The organism is Streptomyces sp. TS71-3 (genome assembly GCF_018327685.1).
Lineage (GTDB): Bacteria > Actinomycetota > Actinomycetes > Streptomycetales > Streptomycetaceae > Streptomyces.
Map to the genome: position 1 here is coordinate 923,184 of NZ_BNEL01000003.1, position 20,377 is coordinate 943,560.

Consider the following 20,377-nt stretch of genomic DNA (forward strand, 5'->3'; position numbering starts at 1 on the left):
ACGGATCGGGACAGACCCCGACCCGGACCCACCCGACGATCACCCACCAGACGCTGCATCCAGCTGCGCAACGCTGACCAAGGCTTACCAACGCACCACGCCGCAGCCGCTCCGGCCCTGCCGGGACCCTGGTTGTGCTGTGCCAGAAAGGGCGCTTCGTGGCCGATTCCGGCAACCCCATCGAGAACATCCCGCCCACCACCGCCGACGGCGACTCCGCCGAGGCCCGAGTGGGCGTTCCAGAGACCTCCTCGGACGCCTCGCAGGCCGCGGCCGGGACCGCGGGGTCGGCGGAGCCCGGGGGCTCCACCGCGTACGACGCCAGCGCGATCACGGTCCTGGAAGGTCTTGACGCGGTCCGCAAGCGGCCCGGCATGTACATCGGCTCCACCGGCGAGCGCGGCCTGCACCACCTCGTCACCGAGGTCGTCGACAACTCCGTCGACGAGGCCCTCGCGGGCTTCGCCGACACCATCGACGTCACGGTCCTGCCCGACGGCGGCGTGCGCGTGGTGGACAACGGCCGAGGCATCCCGGTGGGCATCGTGCCGTCCGAGAAGAAGCCGGCCGTCGAGGTCGTGATGACGGTGCTGCACGCGGGCGGCAAGTTCGGCGGCGGCGGATACGCCGTCTCCGGCGGCCTGCACGGCGTCGGCGTCTCCGTGGTGAACGCCCTGTCGACCAAGGTCAGCGTCGAGGTCAGGACCGACGGCTACCGCTGGACGCAGGACTACAAGCTCGGCGTCCCCACCGCCCCCCTCCAGCGCAACGAGGCCACGGCCGAGACCGGCACCTCGGTCACCTTCTGGGCCGACCCGGACATCTTCGAGACCACGGACTACTCGTTCGAGACGCTCTCCCGGCGCTTCCAGGAGATGGCGTTCCTCAACAAGGGCCTCAAGATCAACCTCACGGACGAGCGCGAGTCCGCGAAGGCCACCAGCGGCGCGGACGCCGGCGAGGCGGTCGACGAGACCGCCGCCGAGGCCCGCTCGGTGACGTACTACTACGAGGGCGGCATCGTCGACTTCGTGAAGTACCTCAACTCCCGCAAGGGAGAGGTGATCCACGAGACCGTCATCGACATCGACTCCGAGGACCGGGAGCGGATGCTCTCCGTCGAGGTCGCGATGCAGTGGAACAGCGGCTACAGCGAGGGCGTGTACTCGTTCGCCAACACGATCCACACCCACGAGGGCGGTACGCACGAGGAGGGCTTCAGGGCCGCGCTGACGGGCCTGATCAACCGCTACGCGCGCGACAAGAAGCTGCTCCGCGAGAAGGACGACAACCTCACCGGCGACGACATCCGCGAGGGCCTGACCGCGATCATCTCGGTCAAGCTGGGCGAGCCGCAGTTCGAGGGCCAGACGAAGACCAAGCTGGGCAACACCGAGGCGAAGACCTTCGTCCAGAAGGTCGTCCACGAGCACCTCAGCGACTGGCTGGACCGCAACCCCAACGAGGCCTCGGACATCATCCGCAAGGGCATCCAGGCCGCCACCGCGCGCGTGGCCGCGCGCAAGGCGCGCGACCTGACCCGCCGCAAGGGCCTGCTGGAGACCGCGTCGCTGCCGGGCAAGCTCTCCGACTGCCAGTCGAACGACCCGTCCAAGTGCGAGATCTTCATCGTCGAGGGCGACTCCGCCGGCGGCTCGGCCAAGTCCGGCCGGAACCCGCAGTACCAGGCCATCCTGCCCATCCGCGGCAAGATCCTGAACGTGGAGAAGGCCCGCGTCGACAAGATCCTGCTGAACCAGGAGATCCAGGCCCTGATCTCGGCCTTCGGCACCGGGGTGCACGAGGACTTCGACATCGAGCGGCTCCGCTACCACAAGATCATCCTGATGGCGGACGCCGACGTCGACGGCCAGCACATCAACACCCTGCTGCTGACCTTCCTCTTCCGCTTCATGCGGCCGCTGGTCGAGGCAGGCCACGTGTTCCTGTCCCGGCCGCCCCTGTACAAGATCAAGTGGGGCCGCGACGACTTCGAGTACGCGTACTCGGACCGCGAGCGCGACGCCCTGATCGAGCTCGGCCGCCAGCACGGCAAGCGCACCAGGGAGGACTCCGTCCAGCGCTTCAAGGGCCTCGGCGAGATGAACGCCGAGGAGCTGCGCATCACCACCATGGACCAGGAGCACCGCGTCCTCGGCCAGGTCACCCTCGACGACGCCGCGCAGGCCGACGACCTCTTCTCCGTGCTGATGGGCGAGGACGTCGAGGCCCGCCGCCAGTTCATCCAGCGCAACGCCAAGGACGTCCGCTTCCTCGACATCTGACCCCGCACCCGACGCGGCCGAGGCCGGTCGGTGACGGATGCGAGAAGTCCGAAAGGATTGAGTTACGGCAATGGCCGACGAGAACACCCCCACCCCGCCCGAGGGGCCCGAGGGACCCAAGGTCCCCGAAGGCCTCGTGGGCATCGAGGACCCCGCGGAACTGGCCATGCGCGTCGAGCCCGTCGGGCTCGAGACCGAGATGCAGCGCTCGTACCTCGACTACGCGATGTCCGTCATCGTCTCGCGCGCCCTGCCGGACGTGCGCGACGGCCTGAAGCCCGTGCACCGCCGCGTGCTGTACGCCATGTACGACGGCGGGTACCGCCCCGAGAAGGGCTTCTACAAGTGCGCCCGCGTCGTCGGCGACGTGATGGGCAACTACCACCCGCACGGCGACTCCTCGATCTACGACGCGCTCGTCCGCCTCGCCCAGCCGTGGTCCATGCGGATGCCGCTGGTGGACTCGAACGGCAACTTCGGCTCCCCGGGAAACGACCCCGCCGCGGCCATGCGCTACACCGAGTGCAAGATGGCGCCGCTGTCCATGGAGATGGTCCGCGACATCGACGAGGACACCGTCGACTTCACGGACAACTACGACGGCCGCTCGCAGGAGCCGACCGTCCTGCCGTCCCGCTTCCCGAACCTGCTGATCAACGGCTCGGCGGGCATCGCGGTCGGCATGGCGACCAACATCCCGCCGCACAACCTCCGCGAGGTCGCCGACGGGGCCCAGTGGTACCTCGCGAACCCGGAGGCCAGCCACGAGGAGCTGCTCGACGCCCTGATCGAGCGCATCAAGGGACCCGACTTCCCGACCGGCGCCCTGGTGGTCGGCCGCAAGGGCATCGAGGAGGCCTACCGCACCGGCCGCGGCTCGATCACCATGCGCGCCGTGGTGGAGGTCGAGGAGATCCAGGGCCGCCAGTGCCTGGTCGTCACCGAGCTGCCCTACCAGGTCAACCCCGACAACCTCGCGCAGAAGATCGCCGACGGTGTCAAGGACGGCAAGCTCGGCGGCATCGCCGACGTCCGCGACGAGACCAGCTCCCGCACCGGCCAGCGCCTGGTGATCGTCCTCAAGCGGGACGCGGTCGCCAAGGTCGTCCTGAACAACCTCTACAAGCACACCGACCTCCAGACCAACTTCGGCGCCAACATGCTGGCCCTGGTCGACGGCGTGCCGCGCACCCTCTCCCTGGACGCGTTCATCCGCCACTGGGTGGCGCACCAGGTCGAGGTCGTCGTGCGCCGCACCCGCTTCAGGCTGCGCAAGGCCGAGGAGCGCGCGCACATCCTGCGCGGTCTGCTGAAGGCCCTCGACGCGATCGACGAGGTCATCTCCCTGATCCGCGGCAGCGACACCGTCGAGACGGCCCGCACGGGCCTGATGGGCCTGCTGGAGATCGACGAGATCCAGGCGAACGCCATCCTGGAGATGCAGCTCCGCCGGCTGGCCGCCCTGGAGCGCCAGAAGATCGTCCAGGAGCACGACGAGCTCCAGGCGAAGATCACCGAGTACAACGAGATCCTGGCCTCCCCGGTCCGCCAGCGCGGCATCATCAGCGAGGAGCTGGCCGCGATCGTCGAGAAGTACGGCGAGGACCGCCGCACCATGCTGGTCCCCTTCGACGGCGACATGTCCATCGAGGACCTGATCGCCGAGGAGGACATCGTCGTCACGGTCTCCCGCGGCGGCTACGTCAAGCGCACCAAGACCGACGACTACCGGGCCCAGAAGCGCGGCGGCAAGGGCGTGCGGGGCACGAAGCTCAGGGAAGACGACATCGTCGACCACTTCTTCGTGTCGACCACGCACCACTGGCTGCTGTTCTTCACCAACAAGGGACGCGTCTACCGCGCCAAGGCCTACGAGCTGCCCGACGCCGGCCGTGACGCGCGCGGCCAGCACGTCGCGAACCTGCTGGCCTTCCAGCCCGACGAGTCGATCGCCGAGATCCTCGCCATCCGCGACTACGAGGCCGTGCCCTACCTGGTCCTCGCCACCAAGGCGGGTCTGGTGAAGAAGACGCCCCTGAAGGACTACGACTCACCCCGCTCCGGCGGCGTGATCGCGATCAACCTCCGTGAGATGGACACCGGTGCCGAAGGCTCTGCCGACGAGCTGATCGGCGCCGAGCTGGTCTCCGCCGAGGACGACCTCCTGCTCATCAGCAAGAAGGCGCAGTCCATCAGGTTCACCGCCACCGACGAGGCACTGCGCCCCATGGGCCGCGCCACCTCCGGTGTCAAGGGCATGAGTTTCCGCGGAGGCGACGAGCTCCTCTCGATGAATGTCGTCCGGCCCGGTACTTTCGTCTTCACCGCAACCGACGGCGGGTACGCGAAGCGGACCCGGGTCGACGAGTACCGCATCCAGGGACGCGGCGGTCTCGGCATCAAGGCAGCCAAGATCGTCGAGGACCGCGGTTCGCTCGTCGGCGCGCTGGTGGTGGAGGAGACCGACGAGATCCTCGCCATCACCCTCGGCGGCGGCGTGATCCGTACAAGGGTCAACGAGATCAGGGAGACGGGCCGTGACACCATGGGCGTCCAACTGATCCACCTGGGCAAGCGGGACGCCGTGGTCGGCATCGCGCGCAACGCCGAGGCCGGCCGCGAGGCCGAGGAGGTTGAGGACGCGGCGGACGCGGCCGAGGCGGTGGACACCGCGGAGGCGGCCAGCGCCGTGGACACGGCGGAGGCCGCGGACACCGCGGAAGCCGCCGGTGACGGCGCCGGAGGCGCACCGGCCGAGGGCCGGGAGGCCCCCGGTACGGACGACGACACCCGGCCCCCGGCCGAGTAGCACGAGGAGAGTCATCGTGAGCGGAGCCACGGGCCCCGGAGCGAGCGGAACCGGAGCAGACGGCGTCCGTGGCTCCGGCGACGCGCAGCAGCCTCATGGATCCCACGGGAGAACCGTGACCGACCCCCGCGGGTCCCAGGCGGGACCGTACGAGGGCCGGGCCGGTTCGTACGAGGCCCAGCCGGGCGCCCAGCCGGGCCCCTACGAGGGGCAGGCCGGCCCCTACGAGGGGTACGGCGCTCCCCAGGGGTACGACGCGACCGCGGCCGGGGCGCCCCCGGCCGCCCAGCCCCCCGGCACCCCGCTGCCCGGCGAGCGCCAGCCGTCGGCCCCGCAGGGCCCCTACCACCCGCCGCAGGCGTACCAGACGCCTCCGGGCACGGTGCGCAGGCCGCGGACCGGCGCGCGCACCACACCGCGCACCCGCAAGGCCCGGCTGCGGGTGGCCAGGGCGGACCCGTGGTCGGTGATGAAGGTCAGCTTCCTGCTCTCCATAGCGCTCGGCATCGTCACGGTCGTCGCGGCCGCGGTGCTGTGGATGGTGATGGACGCGATGGGCGTGTTCTCCACCGTCGGCGGCACCATCTCGGAGGCGACCGGGTCCAACGACTCGAACGGCTTCGACCTCCAGTCCTTCCTGTCGCTGTCGAATGTCCTGCTCTTCACCGGGATCATCGCGGTGATCGACGTCGTGCTGGTCACGGCCCTCGCCACCCTCGGCGCGTTCATCTACAACCTCTCCGCGGGGTTCGTGGGCGGGGTGGAGCTGACGTTGGCGGAGGACGAGTAGGGCGATGAGTAGGGGAGGACGAGGCGGGGGCGTGGCCTCGGGGTCCGTGGCTCACGGTCCGTGGACTCGGCGCCCGCCCCGGTCGGTCTTCCGCTCGCTCCTCCGGTCGGTCCTCCGCTCGCTCCGTTCGGTGGCCGTTCCCGCGGTGTCCTGGTGGTTTGCGGGACCCGGTTATCGATTTTGGGACTGACCGTGTGGTGCGCTAATCTTCAGTGGTCAGCGCGCATTGCGCGTGGGTCCGGTCATCGGGCCGTATGACGTGGGGCTATAGCTCAGACGGTTAGAGCGCTTCCCTGATAAGGAAGAGGCCACAGGTTCAAGTCCTGTTAGCCCCATCGCTGAGAGGCGAGATGCACCCGCGGAAATCGCGGATGGATCTCGCCTCTGACGTTTCCGCTCCGCGTGATCGCGAAAGCCGTCCCGGACTCCCGGACACCACAAGGCCCGGTAACTCTGGCGAGTTACCGGGCCTTTGTGCGCGCTGGCGGGTGGAGGAGCCTCCGGTCAGAACCAGCGGCCGGTGAGCACGTCCATGAGCGCCTCGGTGAACGACTTCTCCTCGGCACGGAACGAGGAGTTCGATCCCCGGCCGGAGTTGGGGTCCGCCTGCTCGGAGCGGGGCTCGCCCTGGTTCGGCTCGCTCTGGTTGGACTCGGGCTCGTCCTGGGCGGAGTCGGCGCCGGTCGGGTCGGTGCCCTCCTCAAGACGGTTCATCTGCGGGCGGTCGGTCGGGTCGGAGCCGTCGTCCAGGCGCTCGATCCCGGGGCGGTCGGCCTCGGAGGGCTGTTCCGAGTTGGCGGGCTGGTCCGACTGCGACGGCTGGTCCGACTGCGAGGGCTGGCCGTTCTCGCTGGGCTGGCCGGACTGCGACGGCTGGCCGTTCTCGGTGGCCTGCTGGTCGGTGTTGGCGGGCTGGCCCGAGTCCGAGGGCTGGCCGTTCTCGCTGGGCTGCTGGTTGTTCTCGCTCGGCTGGGCGGCCTCGCTCGGCTGGGCGGCCTCGCTCGGCTGGTTCTCCTGCGACGGCTGGGCGTTCTCGGCGGGCTGGTTGGCCTCGTTCGCCTGAGGGGCCTCGGCAGGCTGAGCCGCCTCGTTCGGCTGGCCGGCCTCAGACGGGTTGGTCCCCGACGGCTGGGCGGCCTCGGCGGGCTGGCCGGCTTCCGCGGGCTGGGCGCTCTCGGACGGCTGCGTGGCCTGAGCCGGCTGGCCGTTCTCGGCGGGCTGGGTGGTCTCGGCCGGCTGGGCGGCCTGCGACGGCTGAGCGGCTGCTTCCGCGGGCTGCGCGGCGTCGCTGGGGAGGGTGCCTTCCGGGCGGTCCGCGGCGGGGGCCTCGGCGGGCTGTGCGGGCTGCGCGTTCGAGGTCTCGGCGGGCTGTGCGCCGGCGGCGCTCGGGGTCGTCGACGGCTGTGCGTCCGAGGCGCTCGGGCTCGCCGAGGGCTGCGCCTCCGCGGGCTGCGCCTCCGCGGGCTGGGCCACCGCGGGCTGCGCCTCCGCGGGCTGCGCCTCCGCGGGCTGCGCCTCCGCGGGCTGCGCCTCCGCGGGCTGCGCCTCCGCGGGCTGCGCCTCCGCGGGCTGCGCCTCCGCGGGCTGCGCCTCCGCGGGCTGGGCCACCGCGGGCTGGGCGACCTCGGTACCGGCCTGCGGCACCTGTGCCTGTGCGGACTGGTCAGCCGGCGACTGCCACGGGCCGGCGGTGGGTTGCACGGGAGCGGTGCCGGGCTGCGGAGCCGGAGCCGGAGCGGCGGCCTGCGTGGAGCTGGCCTGGTCCTGGGCCGGAGCCTGGGCCTGAGCTGCATCCTGGGCCGGAGCCTGGGCGGGCTCCTGAGCCTGGTTCTCAGCCTGGGGCGCGCCCTGGGCGGGGTCCTGGGCCTGGGCTTGGCCCTGAGCCTGAGCCGAGTCCTCAACCGGAGCCTGCTCCTGAGCCTGGGCGGGGACCTGATCCTGAGCCGGGGCTTGGCCCTGGTCCTGCGCCGGAGCCGGTGCCTGAGCCTGGTCCTGGGCAGGAGCCTGGCTCTGGTCCTGGGCGCCTTCCGCCTGGACCGGGCCCGCAGCCGGTGCTGCCGCGGCGGGAGCCGTCGTCTCGGAGGAAGCGCTGTCCGGGGAAGCGCTGTCCGGGGAAGCGCTGTTCGGGACGGCGCGGTTCTGCCCGGCACGGTCAGCGGAGGGGGCGTCCGAGGTGCTGGAATCGGGGGCGCACGTCTCGTCGTTCAACGCCTCCGGGGTCTGCCCGGTGGCGCCCTGCGACGGAACGGTGGCGCTCTGCCGGCAGCCCGGTGCGGAGCCGTGCGACTCCGCCACGATGCGCTGCTTGATCGTCGGCGGCAACGAACGCAGGAAAGATGAGGTGAATTGCGACGGCACCGACTGGGCGGCCGCATGGTTGGGAGCGCTGTTGCGCGCTTCCCCGATCTGGGGTACTGCTGCGGCTGCCGGCGCCGTGGAGGCGAGTCCAAGGGCGGCGAGCAGCGCGACAAATGCCGTCAGGATGACAGACCACAGCTTCATGGCCCTGTTTCCAGTCATGGCCGCTCACTTTCGGGTCAGGCGATTTGCGTACTTTCCTCATGATGTGTATGTGTGGCGACCTGAGAGGGATCGACGCTCGACCCATGACGATTGCGGCGGGAACACCACCTGAATAGCGGTGCATGGCGTAAGAGAATAAAAAGGAAGGCGGGGACGGACGGCTCCCGCCGACCCTTTGGAATCGGGGGATCCGCCGGAAAACGCGGCGGGGGTCCGCGCCGGGCGCACGGGCGTGACCGGCGGCGTCGTGGAGCCCGTCGGAGCGCGGCTCCCGAGGGCCCTGGCAGCCCGCCATCCAGGTCACCGATCGGTATCGGTCGGTGTGTATAGTCGGGCGGCAGAAGTCCCCTACGTCAAGGAAAGACGAGGTCGCGCGGTGAAGAAGCTCCTCCTGGTCGCACTGGCCGCCATCGGCGGGTTCCTCGTGTACCGCCAGATCCAGGCGGATCGCGCCGAGCAGGATCTGTGGACGGAGGCGACCGACTCCGTGCCCACGGGTTCGTGAGTATCCCCGAGAATTCCACCAGGGCCCCGGCCGCGGATGCGGCCGGGGCCCTGTGCTGTGCGGACCGGTGATGCGGCCGGCGGTCGCGATCCCGTGACACCCTGCTCCGGAGGCGGTCTCCGAGCCGGGGCCCCGGCGCCGTCCCATGCCGTTGAATTAACGCCAGCAAATGATCGTGGGTCGAGTTGGACACCCTGTCCCAAGGGTGGCGCATAACCGACGTTTATTACGGGCCCATAGGGCTTAAAGAGCACGCCGCGGGACCACCGTGCGAATGCACGCCATGGGCGTCCCGACATGGGAGGCCCGAGCGGGTTGTCGCGACAAGGGACGCCCGGCTGGGTTATCGCGATATGGACGTGCGACGTGGATTTCGCGAAGCGGTTGTGCGAGTGGAGGCATGCGCCCCGCGAACAAGCCGGACCTTACGGGTGATTGAGTCGCTGATGCGGACAGTGGGCGCCCTGGGGAGGCAGGATGGCACCGCTGCGGTTGCCGCGCGCACGCACCCGGATGCACAGGGTGCATGCACGGCGGAGCGATCCGGCCGGGAGGGCCCGGCCGAGTCACCGGGCCGACGACTCACCGGGCCGACGACCGGCCGGCGAGAGCGACCCGAGAGCGACCACCGGGGACGGAGGGGTGGAGCACGATGTGGCGCGTGATGAGGCGTACGGCGACGGGCCGGCGGCACGGTGACCGGGCCGCGCCCCGCCCTCCCACGGCGCCGCCCCGGAGTGCCCGGAGCAGTACCGGTATAGGGGCAGGGACGGGGACCGCCCTGAGCCCCGGAAGAAGCGGGGGCGTCGGAAGCAGCGGAGGCGCCGGAAGAAGCGGCGGCGCCCTGAGAGGCGCCGGCGCCGCCGGAGGCGCGATACGCACGGCGGCCGCTCGGAGCGTGCTCTGCGCGACGGCCGCCCTGTGCGCGGTGGCCGCGCTCCCGGGCGCCGCGGTCGCGGACCCGGACGTCTCCGATCCGTACGCCTACGACACCCGGGCCCGCACCGTTCAGGGCGCGGGCAGCGAGGGAGCCGCCCAGACGATCGAGCTGGGCGCCGCCTACCGGAGCACGATCGGCCCGTCGGGCGGCTCCCAGGGCACGCTCTACTACCGGATGGAACTCGGTACCGCGGAGAACGTCTACGCGTCCGTGACGGCCGTGCCAGGGCTCGGCACGGAGGCGGACTACTCCGACGGCCTCAAGGTGCACCTCCAGGACGCAGGCGGCCAGGAGTGCTCCGACGGCACCGCGCAGTTCGGCTCGGTGGAGAGCCCCTGGCCGGTGGCCGCCATGGCGATGCGCACCATCGATCCCAGCGCCTCCGCCTGCCAGCAGGCCGGCACGTACTACCTGGTCGTCGAGCGGGAGAGCTCCGCGGGCTCCCCGTCGGACGAGTGGGGCCTCGAACTGAGCACCGCCTCCGAGCCCGCCACCCTGCGCACGCCCGGACCGACCACCCCTCCCGGTGACGGCGGCTCCACCCCGCCGAGCCCGCCCGCTCAGGGCCAGGCCGAGGAGCGGCGCGGCGGCACCGGCTTCAGCACCGCCGCCGACCTCGGGCAGGGGATCTGGCGGGACAGCGCACGGCCCGGGCAGACGCTCTTCTACCGGGTGCCCGTCGGCTGGGGGCAGCGGGTCTCGGCCACGGCCGAACTGACCGGCCCGGGCGGTGCCGCAGGCGGCTCGACGGGCGGCGGGTCCATGGGGGCCGCGCTGGTGACGTGGCTGTACAACCCGGTGCGCGGCCGCGTCGGCACCGCGGACGCCGCGTACGACGGCAGCCGGGCGTCGGCGTCCCTCTCCTCACCGGCACCCGTCTCGTACCGGAACCGCTACTCCACCGACCCCCAGATCGCGGCCGTGCGCTTCGCGGGGTGGTACTACCTGGCGGTCCATCTGAACCAGCAGCTCGCCGACGACTCCGGCGACGACGGGTACGGCGTCACGCTGCGGGTGGCGGTCGGCGGAGCGGCGCAGGAAGGCCCCGGCTACGCGGGGGCGCCGCAGCCCCAGGGGCTGTTCGACGTCCCGGGCGGCGGGGCGACCGCCGGCGGGGACACCACGCCCTCCCCTGCGGACGGCAACTCCCTGCGTCCGGTCGGCTTCACCGCGATCGGCGTGGGAACCGCCCTCCTGCTGGTCCTCGCCACCTGGACGCTGCTGGCCCGGCGCCGGCACGCGACAGCGGCCCCGGGCCCCTCGCCGGCCCGCCGCAAGGCCGCGGCCACGCCCACCGGGACCCCGGACCACGCCGCGGACGGCGACCCCGGCTCCGCCACCGACGACGGCACGGACCCCGGCACGGGCACCGGACACGGCTTCGGCCACGTCCCCGGCTACAGCGACGCCGAACGGTACGGCAGCGGCTACTGGGGTCCGGACTACGGCGGTTACGGCGGCTACGGGGACCAGGGGGCCGAGTACCCCGGCGGTGACGGCGACGAGCACGGGCGCGTGGAGTACGGACGTGTGGAGTACGGAGCCGGTGCCGGCCGGGGCGCCGGGGCGGGCGCGCAGCACGGCGGGGAGTACGGCGCGGGCCACGGGCGCGCGGAGTACGGCACGGGCGTCGGCCCGGGCCTGGGCGCCGCGCAGCGCGGCGGCGCGGCCGGGCACGGCGCGCCACAGGGAGGCACGGGCCCGTACGGGGCGCCGGGGGCTTGGTAGGGGTGTCGGGGCCTTAGAGGCCAGACCAGAGCCAGGGGGCGCCGTGGGAGGCGCCTGCGGTGCCGGGTGTCCTGCGGTGCAGCCTTGTGGTCCGTGCCCGGCAGGGACGAGGCACGCGACGGTGGGGGTGCGCCAGGTGCGGCGCACCCCGGCGCCAGGTGCGCCCTCCTTGTCGCCGTCCCTGAAGCACGGCCCCTGAGGTGGCACCTCTGAGGTGCCACCTCTGAGGTGCCCTCCAGACGACGAACTGCCCTGCGGTCAGCCCTGCATGACGGCCCATATGCCGAAGACGATGCAGGCGAGCGCGACGAGGAGCATCGGCACCGCGATCTTCGGGGAGGGCCCGGGCTTGCGCTGCCGCGGCCGGCGCCGTGACGGCCTGGAAGCGCGCGGAACAGGGTCCTCCGCCGCCGGCCGCGCCGTGTCGGTGGCGGGCCCTCCCGGATGCGTGAGCACGGCGGAAGCCGGCTCGTAGGGCACCGCTTCGTAGGGAGTCCCGCTCTGCGGCGGCAGCGGAACGTGCGGCTGCTGACCGGTGTACGGACGGGTGGGCGAGGTCTCACGCTGCGCCGGCGTGGTCGGGGTCTGGGAGGCGTCCGGCGACGGCGATCCGAGGAACGACGACGGCCCCTCGGGCAGGCCGTGGTGCGGGATGCCCTGCGGGGACTGCTGAAGGGGCTGCACCGAGTACGCCCGCGGCGGCGCCGCGGGGGAGGACGGCTGGGCGGGCCGCGCCTGGTGCGCAGGCGGCGCCGGCGTGGACCGTGCCTCGTGCGGGGCGGACGGCGTGTGCGGTGCGCCCGGTGCCGCGTACGGGGCGTGGTGGCCCGCTGCCGGGGCCGGGGCGGGTCTCATGTGGTCCTCGCCGGGCGCCGTGCCCGGTGCGGATGCCTCGCCGGGCACGGACTCCGGGCCCGGGATGTGCCCCTGTCCGGTCCCGGCGCCCGTCTCCTGGCTCCCTGCCCGGGGGTCCCGCTGTCGCGGCCCTGACCCCGTCCCCGAGGCCTCGTGCGGCGCCTGCGCGGCTCCGGGGGCCTCAGGCATACCGGTGAAGGAGGCGGCACCGGGCGCCCCGCCAGGGGCACTCCCGGCGTCGGGGGCGCTGCCGGCGTCGGGACCCGCGCCTGAGACGGAGCCTGCGCCGCCGGGGCCGCTCGCCGAATCCGAAGAAGAGGCCGCACCGGATGCCGCGGAGAGTGCCGCGGAGGATCCCGCGCCCGAACCCGGGGCCTCATCGGGTCCCGAGCCCGTGCCGGGGGAGGCGCCGGATCCCGTTCCCGTGCCGACCGCGCCGGATCCCGTACCCGTGCCAGGAACGGCACCCGGGCCCGCGTCCGAGCCGGAAGCACCCTCAGAGGCTCGTGAAAGGGAACCCACGCGCGCGTCTGACGCCGTCCCCTGCCCAGCCCCAGCCCCAGCCCCAGCCCCAGCCCCAGCCCCAGCCCCAGCCCCGGCCCCGGCCCCTGGCCCGATCCCGGCCTCAGCCCCGTTGCCTGCCCCAGGCCGACTCCCTGCCCCAGGGCCTGCCCCCTCCCCCGTTCCGGTCCCCGGCTCCGGGCCAGGAGGTGGCAGGTGGAAGCTCCCGGTGTCGGACATGGCGGGCCCCGCCCCGGGCGCCCGGGGGCCCGGCGCACCGCCGACCGGTTGCTCGCCGATGGGTCGCTTGCCGACCGATGGCTCGCCGTCCGGCCGGTGGCCGTCCGGCCGTTCGGTGGCCCCCGGCCGGGCGACCGGCTGAGAGGGCCGCGGCTGGGCCCCCGCGCTCGGCCACCCTCCTGCCTGGGAGCCGGAAGCCGTCGCTCCGTGCGCCCAGAGCCCCGGCACGGGCGGTGCCCCCCGGAGCGGTCCGTCGGGACCGAAGTCCACGGGCAGGGGCCCGATCTGGTCGAAGACCTCGACCAGTTCGTCGTCGGGACCGGGCTCGGGCAGCATCTCCGAGGCCTGTGCCAGTGCCTTGCGCGCGCCGGTGGCGGTGCGGAAGCGGGCGTCCGGGTCGGGTTGCAGAAGGGTGGCGATGACCTGCCAGAGCGGCTCCGGGATGGCCTTCGGTGCGGAGGGCGTGCCGTGCGCGCGGAACAGGTCCACCAGCGCCTTCGCGTCCGGCTTCGCCCCCTGGAGGAGGTAGAGCGCCACCAGGCCCACGGCGAAGAGGTCCGCCGGGAAGTCCGGCTCGGAGCCGACGAGCTGCTCCGGCGCGAAGTAGCCGGGCGTGCCGACGACGAAGTTGGTGTCCGTCAGCCGCGGCTCGCCCTTGCGCATCGAGATGCCGAAGTCGGAGAGGCGCAGGTGGGGCCGTCCGGTGCCGGTCGCCTCCAGGAGCACGTTCGCCGGCTTGATGTCGCGGTGCACCACCCCCTCCGCGTGGACCGCGGCGAGCCCGGACAGCAGCTGGTCCAGCAGGAGGCAGACGAAGGCGGGCGGCAACGGCCCGTAGTCCCCGATCAGATGGGCCAGCGACCCCCCGGCGACCAGGTCCATCGTGAAGAGGACCTTGTCGTCGTCCGCTGCCCAGCTCGCCGGGGCGAGCACATGCGGGTGGTCGATCCGCAGCGCCTGCTCGCGGACGAAGCGCAGCAGGGTGTGCGCGTCGCTCTGCTGCAGCACCTTGGCGGCCACGTACCGCCGTCGCCGGTGGTCCCATGCGCGCCATACGGCGCCGACTCCCCCGCGCCCGATCGGGTCGACCAGTTCGTACCGGCCGGCGAAGACCTCGCCCATCGTGCGTCGCTCCCCTTCAGCGCGACAGCGGTGCTCGCCGCCGCCTCAGCTCTGGTGCGCCTGGTAGTGCGCCACCGCGTCCGCCGTGCGACCCGCCCCGTACACCCTCAGGAACTCTGCCAGTTCCGGGTGGCTGGCGGCGAGCGAGTCGGCCGCGTCGATGATGTCGCCGGCCGCGGCGACCGACCTCAGCAGCGACTGGATCTCCCGCACCACGCGCTTGACGGTCGGGGCCCCCGAACTGTTCGTCGTCTGCGCGGTGTTGCTGAGCACCGAGCCTCCCTGCGACTTCTTGATCTCGTCCATGCGGTCGGTGGCCTCGGCGGCGCTCACGGTGCCGTTGGCGACCTGCCCCGAGAGCTCCTGGAGAAGCTGCACCCGCTGGACGACCGCGGGATTGCCGATCTTGGCGCGCTGGCCGCTCATCAACTGGGAGAGCATCGGAGCCGACAGCCCGAGCACGCCCGCCAGGCGCGCCTGGTTGAGGCCGAGGTCATCGATCAGCCTGCGGAAGAGCGCCCCCAGTGGCTCTCCGTACCAGTTCCGCTGGAGCTCCCTGGCTCTGGCGGTTGCTTCCTGTTGTGTGGCATCCATTGCGTCTCCCCATCGCTTCCCCAAGGACCGCGGTTCGCTCCAGCGAACCCGTGAGGGGCATCCTACGGAGCGTGGTCGTCTGTCGGGACCCCAATCCTTTTGCGGAATACCGGGAGGGACCCGGTACTCTGTTCTCGGCGCCGACCGGTCCGAGGATGATCCGCGGACCACGGCCGGACGCCTCCCCCGAGGGGCCTTAGCTCAGTTGGTAGAGCGCTGTCTTTGCATGGCAGATGTCAGGGGTTCGACTCCCCTAGGCTCCACATCCCGAAAGGCCCCTCCGACCCGCGGAAACGCGGACCGGAGGGGCCTTTCGCACGTACCCGGGCCGGGCACGCGCGCGTGCACGCATATGGACTCCGCACCCAGGCCGTCGTGCGCAGGGCCCCGTGGAACACCGTATTGCGTACGCGCGTATCAGGACGACCGACCGCGCAGGGCCGAGCACGGGGCCGACGGCAGCGGGCCGACGGCAGGGGCCGAGGGGACCGTCCCTTCCGGCTCCGGTGCGAGCAGCCCGGCCGGGGATCGGGGTACGGGCTCCCGGATCCCCGGGTCCCGGGGCCCCAGATGCATTGGGGCGAGCGACAGCGCATGAGGGGGCGGATGGGGCGGATGAGAGCGCGAACTGTCATTCTCCTGGGGCCCGCGTGACGCATGGGGACGGGCCGCGCCCTTGCACTGACGACTGCACTGACGACTGCACTGACGACCGGCTCAGGGTCTGGCGCCTGTGGGCCAATTCAGGCCGGTCGCTTTCCCGTCCCCGTGGCGCGTTTCTTTTAACGGACTTCCGTTGTGAGGGCAGCGCGGGAACACGGAGCCGGCCGACCGGAAAGAGTTGCGGAGAAGGACTGCCGGAGCGATCTCCGAAAGATCTCCAGGGGAACCGCGGGGAAGGACGACTCATCATCGTGAGGGCCGCCAGGAGCACGCCCCGACAAGCAGCAGACATAACCCCGGCAATTCACGCGACCCGCGAGCCGGACGGGGCGGAACCGTCCTCCATGATCAAAAAATGGACCTTTGCACTGGCCGCTGCATCGACACGGACCCGGCCGGCGACACCCGTCATCTCCGCACCGAGGCCAATACCGATCCGGACACCCGAACCGGCATGGACATGGCGCGATGTGTCCTGTTTCACCCCGTCCACGCGGTCCGGCACTTGAGGACGACGGCGGGCGCCCGCGTTCGGGCCTGGCGAACGCTCCAGGCACGGCTTCAGCCGGTCCGGCGCTTGAGGACGACCGCAGCGCCACCCGGCGTTCGGGTACAGCGAAACCAACCGCCACCACCCGAGCCCGTCCGGCGTTTGAGGACGAGCCCGGAGGGCGATCCTCCCGCACCACAGAAAACGAGCCCCCGAGACACAACCGGCCCAGGACGACCGGCACAGGGAGAGACCAGCCCAGGACAACCGGCACAGGGCAGCGGGCCCAGGAAGACCGGCCCAGGACAACCGGCAGAAGGAAGCCCCCGGCGGTTTCAGGCCGAGGGCTTCCGGTACTGAAAGAGCACCGGTGCACAAGCGCCGCACGCACGAGCACGAGGGGCACGAGGAGAGGCGAAGGCAGGGGGCGCCAGGGCCCTCGGGGGAACACCGGGGCGCACCCCCGAGGGGACGCGGGTGCGCCGGGCGCCCCGCGATCACTTCCCTTCGCGTCGCTCCCGCGCAACCTCCTCAGCGGACTCCGCATCCTCCTGCTTGGCCCGCACATCGGGGTCGAGCGAGCGCCCGCTGTCCCCGCTGCCGTCGACCGAGGAGAGCGAGGAGCTGTCCGGCGGCACCTCCGTGGCGGCGGGCGGCTCGACCAGCCACTCCGGGTTGGCCTGCTTGTCCCACCACTTCCACACCACGAACGCGCCGCCCGCGAGGGTGGTGAACAGCGCGATCCCCTTGGCCACACGGCCGGCACGGGCGCGCCGCTCACGGCGGCGGATGATCCTCTCGACGTCCTTCGCCGACACCTGCCCGCGCAGCGCGGCAAGCGTCGCGCTGCTGCGCGAGAGGGCTTCATGGCCGGCGGGCCCGGCCGCGGAGACGGCCTGCTCGATACGCGGTCGCGTCACCGCGACGGCCTGCTCGGTGGCGGCCGCTGCCTGCCGCGCGGCCTTGCGGGTGCGCACCGCCGCGTCGTCCACCGCCGGCGGCACATGCGAGCGCGCCTGCTTGATGGCCTGCTCGACCCGCGGTGCCAGATGCGCGTCATACTGGACACGTGCCTGGTCGGCGGCGAGCGCGACCCTCGGAGCGATGCGCACCCGGGCCTCGTGGGCGTAGTGGGTGGCCCGGTCCTTGGCCGTGTCGGCGTAGGGCGCCACCACTTCCGCGGCGTGCATCACGCTGTCCCTCGCAGAGTCCGTCGCGGCGCGCACGCTGTCGATGCGACTCACGGGAATCCTCCTCCTTGGTGGCGTACGGTATTGCACCTTTCCACCCCTTTACGGATCATGCCTGTCGGAGTGCGCCCTGGCATGCGAGGGCGGGCATCCGGGTCACGACCGGTGCGGGATGTCTGCTCTGGTTCCCCCGCAATGGCCCGGGTAGGCGCGCGGCAGGCCCCGAAAGGGCCGAGGAAGGCCCCCGGAAAGGCCTTGGAAGAATGTGGACAGCCCCTGGACACCCCCAGCCAGGCCCCGGACAGCCCCGGACCGCCCCGTACGGCCCCCCGCGTAAGGCCGGCCGTGCCGCTCGGACGGAGTGCCCGTACGCACCCGCGCGCGGGCGTCGGCGGCCGTCGCAGCCGGACGCCGGAGCGGTCCATGCGAGGATCGGGGGGTCCTAGAAGACAACGGAAGGCAGATCGTGGCTGAGCAGCTTTACGCCACCCTGAAGACGAACCACGGCGACATCGAGGTGCGGCTGCTGCCGAACCACGCCCCGAAGACGGTCAAGAACTTCGTCGAGCTCGCCCAGGGCGAGCGGGAGTGGGTGCACCCGGAGACCGGCAAGAAGTCCACGGACCGTCTGTACGACGGCACGGTCTTCCACCGGGTCATCAGCGGGTTCATGATCCAGGGCGGCGACCCGCTGGGCAACGGCACCGGCGGCCCGGGCTACACCTTCGAGGACGAGTTCCACCCGGACCTCGCCTTCGACCGCCCCTACCTGCTGGCGATGGCGAACGCCGGTCCGGGCACGAACGGCTCGCAGTTCTTCATCACCGTCGCGCCGACGGCCTGGCTCACGCGCAAGCACACCATCTTCGGCGAGGTCACCGACGCGGCCAGCCAGAAGGTCATCGACTCCATCGCGGGTACCCAGACCAACCCGCGCACCGACCGTCCGGTCAACGACGTGGTCATCGAGTCGGTCGTGCTGGAGACGCGCAACGGCTGAACGGCGCTTCCACGGGGAAGCCCGCCGACGGGCACCCCGCCCGACCTCCTGCCGGGCATCCGCATGCCCCGCCACCGGGCACCCCGCCGCGGCACCCGCCGGGGCACCCGGTGGGCCCCCCGCCGGGCCAGGCACGGGCCCGGCCGCATTCGTGCGCCCGTTCGGGAACCAATATGCCCCGCCCGTCCGTAAGGAAGGGCGGGGCCGGGCGTACCGTCCTGGCCCTAGAGTCACCGGGGTGGGGGTACCGCCCGGGCCCGTGAGGCCCCGGGAGCCGCGCTGCCCCGGGCCTTCGCACGGAGAATGAGGGGATTCCCATGGGCCAGGCGGACCACGCGCCGGACTTTCCGCCGCCGGACGGCCGGCAGGGCGGGCAGGGCGCCGGAGGTGCACCGGCCTGCTACCGCCACCCCGACCGTCAGACGGGCGTGCGGTGCACCCGCTGCGACCGCCCGATCTGCCCGGAGTGCATGGTGAGCGCCTCCGTCGGCTTCCAGTGCCCGGACTGCGTCCGCGCCGGCTCCGGTTCCGGCTCCGCCGGCGGCCCGGCGGCCAGCCGCCCGCGCACGATCGCGGGCGGCACGGTGACGTCCGACCCGCGCCTGATCACCAAGATCCTGATCGGGATCAACATCGCCGTCTTCATCGCGATCCAGGTCAACGACAGCCTGGTCGACAAGCTGGTGCTGATCGGAAGCTGGCCGCCCAGGAACCTCTTCCCGCCGGGCGTGGCCTACCACGCGACGCAGGGCCTCGCGTCCGGCGAGTGGTACCGCCTGGTCACGTCGATGTTCGCGCACCAGGAGATCTGGCACATCGGGTTCAACATGCTCAGCCTGTGGTGGCTCGGCGGCCCGCTGGAGGCGGCTCTGGGCCGCGCCCGCTTCATCACGCTGTACATGGTGTCCGGGCTGGCCGGCGGCGCCCTCACCTACCTGCTGGCCTCCCCGAGCCAGGCCTCGCTGGGCGCCTCCGGCGCTATCTACGGCCTCTTCGGCGCCACGGCGGTCCTGGTGCGCCGGCTCCGCTACGACATGCGCCCGGTCATCGCCCTGCTCGTGATCAACCTGATCTTCACGTTCAGCATCAACGGCATCGCCTGGCAGGCCCACATCGGCGGCCTGGTCGGAGGCGTGGCGATGGCCTACGCGATGGTGCACGCCCCGCGGAACAGGCGGGCACTGGTGCAGTGGGGCACATGCGCGGCCGTGCTGCTCGTGGAGGCGATCGTGCTCGTGGCCCGTACGGTGGCGATCACCTGAGCCGCATGCGGCCGGGCGCGCCGACGCCCGCCGGACGCCCCCGCAGCCGGGTGCACTGAGGTTCCCCCGGCGCCCGCCCGGCACCGCGCCGGGCGCACGCCTGATGCGCTCACGGTGCGCGCGGAGGCGTTCACCCCAGGCGCTCGCTCCTGCAAGGCGGCGCGCGGTGACGGGCTCACTACGACGGCGTACGCCCAGCGCCCTGCCGGGCGGGCGCCGCAGAAGTTGTCCACAGCCCGTGGGCGATCTTGTGCAAGCTGTGGGCGGCGCCCCGCGACGACCGGCGCGCTCCCCACGGGGATCCGTCCGCACGGCTCTGACCAGGGCTTTGGCGGGCTGTGACGGCAAGTCGACTTCGGGACCAGGATCGATCGTGAAGTCATACCGGCGTCAACGCCCCGTGGGTTATCCACAGATCTTCAGAATATCCCCACGTGTGGACAGGCCTGTGGATAACTCTGCGGGTTATCCCTGGTGAGAGGCTGTCCACCCCGTCGTCACCGGAAGTTTCCATGCCTCCGGAGGGCGCCCGGGGCGCCCTCCGGGACCGTCATGCCGGCCGCGGGCCCGCAGCGGAGGACGTCACTTCCACTGGGTGGAGACGCCGAAGCCCGCCGCGATGAAGCCGAAGCCGACGACGATGTTCCAGTTCCCCAGCGAGCTGAGCGGCAGGTCCCCGTCCGTCACGTAGAAGACGACGATCCAGGCCAGGCCGACCAGGAACATCGCCAGCATCGCCGGCGCCACCCAGGCACGGTTCGTCAGCTTGATCGCGGCCGCCTGCTTGGTGGGCGGCGGCGTGAAATCAGCCTTCTTGCGGATGCGTGACTTCGGCACGAGAAACTCTCCTGTCGATGCGCTGCGTGGCCGCGCAGGGAAA

General features: G+C 72.1%; 11 protein-coding genes, 2 tRNA genes and 1 pseudogene. 9 read left to right on the top strand and 5 right to left on the bottom strand.

The features are described 5' to 3' along the window. Positions 1–134 precede the first annotated feature (134 nt). The 4 genes from gyrB (at position 135) to Sm713_RS28325 (ending at position 6,219) form a co-directional block, all read left to right on the top strand. Positions 135–2,285 (top strand): DNA topoisomerase (ATP-hydrolyzing) subunit B, encoded by a 2,151-nt coding sequence (gene gyrB / locus Sm713_RS28310; protein ID WP_283249827.1) that lies wholly within the window; start codon positions 135–137, stop codon positions 2,283–2,285. 70 nt (positions 2,286–2,355) lie between these two features. Further along, on the top strand, positions 2,356–5,094 hold the full coding sequence (gene gyrA / locus Sm713_RS28315) for a DNA gyrase subunit A (RefSeq protein ID WP_212912858.1): 2,739 nt from the start codon (positions 2,356–2,358) through the stop codon (positions 5,092–5,094). Between the two features lie 16 nt (positions 5,095–5,110). Then, positions 5,111–5,884 (top strand): DUF3566 domain-containing protein, encoded by a 774-nt coding sequence (locus Sm713_RS28320; RefSeq protein ID WP_212912859.1) that lies wholly within the window; start codon positions 5,111–5,113, stop codon positions 5,882–5,884. A 261-nt stretch (positions 5,885–6,145) separates the two neighbouring features. After that, positions 6,146–6,219 (top strand) — tRNA-Ile (locus tag Sm713_RS28325). Positions 6,220–6,388: 169 nt separating this feature from the next. On the opposite strand, the gene Sm713_RS28330 is transcribed toward Sm713_RS28325, so the two are convergent. Further along, positions 6,389–8,386, bottom strand: coding sequence for a DUF6344 domain-containing protein (locus tag Sm713_RS28330; protein WP_212912860.1), 1,998 nt, complete (start codon positions 8,384–8,386; stop codon positions 6,389–6,391). A 397-nt stretch (positions 8,387–8,783) separates the two neighbouring features. On the opposite strand from Sm713_RS28330, the gene Sm713_RS28335 reads away from it, so the two are divergent. After that, positions 8,784–8,912 carry a DLW-39 family protein gene (locus tag Sm713_RS28335; protein ID WP_212912861.1) on the top strand — a complete coding sequence of 43 codons (129 nt, stop codon included), beginning with the start codon at positions 8,784–8,786 and terminating at the stop codon, positions 8,910–8,912. Positions 8,913–9,810: 898 nt separating this feature from the next. Continuing rightward, positions 9,811–11,580, top strand: coding sequence for a hypothetical protein (locus Sm713_RS28340; RefSeq protein WP_212912862.1), 1,770 nt, complete (start codon positions 9,811–9,813; stop codon positions 11,578–11,580). Between the two features lie 1,826 nt (positions 11,581–13,406). On the opposite strand, the pseudogene Sm713_RS28345 reads toward Sm713_RS28340, so the two are convergent. Beyond that, positions 13,407–14,298: pseudogene (locus Sm713_RS28345) on the bottom strand (serine/threonine-protein kinase); the annotation flags it as partial. 45 nt (positions 14,299–14,343) lie between these two features. Then, positions 14,344–14,892, bottom strand: a complete 549-nt coding sequence (locus tag Sm713_RS28350) for a DNA-binding protein (RefSeq protein ID WP_212912863.1) — start codon at positions 14,890–14,892, stop codon at positions 14,344–14,346. Positions 14,893–15,082: 190 nt separating this feature from the next. Between Sm713_RS28350 and Sm713_RS28355 the strand changes: the two genes are divergently transcribed. Then, positions 15,083–15,155: transfer RNA gene (locus Sm713_RS28355), tRNA-Ala, on the top strand. A 1,387-nt stretch (positions 15,156–16,542) separates the two neighbouring features. On the opposite strand, the gene Sm713_RS28360 is transcribed toward Sm713_RS28355, so the two are convergent. Beyond that, complete coding sequence (locus Sm713_RS28360; protein ID WP_212912864.1) at positions 16,543–17,289, bottom strand: DUF5324 family protein; 747 nt, start codon at positions 17,287–17,289, stop codon at positions 16,543–16,545. 412 nt (positions 17,290–17,701) lie between these two features. Here Sm713_RS28360 and Sm713_RS28365 point away from each other — a divergent pair, with 412 nt between their 5' ends. Continuing rightward, positions 17,702–18,235, top strand: coding sequence for a peptidylprolyl isomerase (locus tag Sm713_RS28365; protein ID WP_212912865.1), 534 nt, complete (start codon positions 17,702–17,704; stop codon positions 18,233–18,235). A gap of 317 nt (positions 18,236–18,552) precedes the next feature. Then, positions 18,553–19,497, top strand: coding sequence for a rhomboid family intramembrane serine protease (locus Sm713_RS28370; protein WP_212912866.1), 945 nt, complete (start codon positions 18,553–18,555; stop codon positions 19,495–19,497). A gap of 582 nt (positions 19,498–20,079) precedes the next feature. Here the strand turns inward: Sm713_RS28370 and crgA are convergent. Further along, entirely contained in the window at positions 20,080–20,334 is a 255-nt protein-coding gene (gene crgA, locus Sm713_RS28375) for a cell division protein CrgA (RefSeq protein ID WP_212912867.1), read from the bottom strand. Positions 20,335–20,377: the final 43 nt, after the last annotated feature.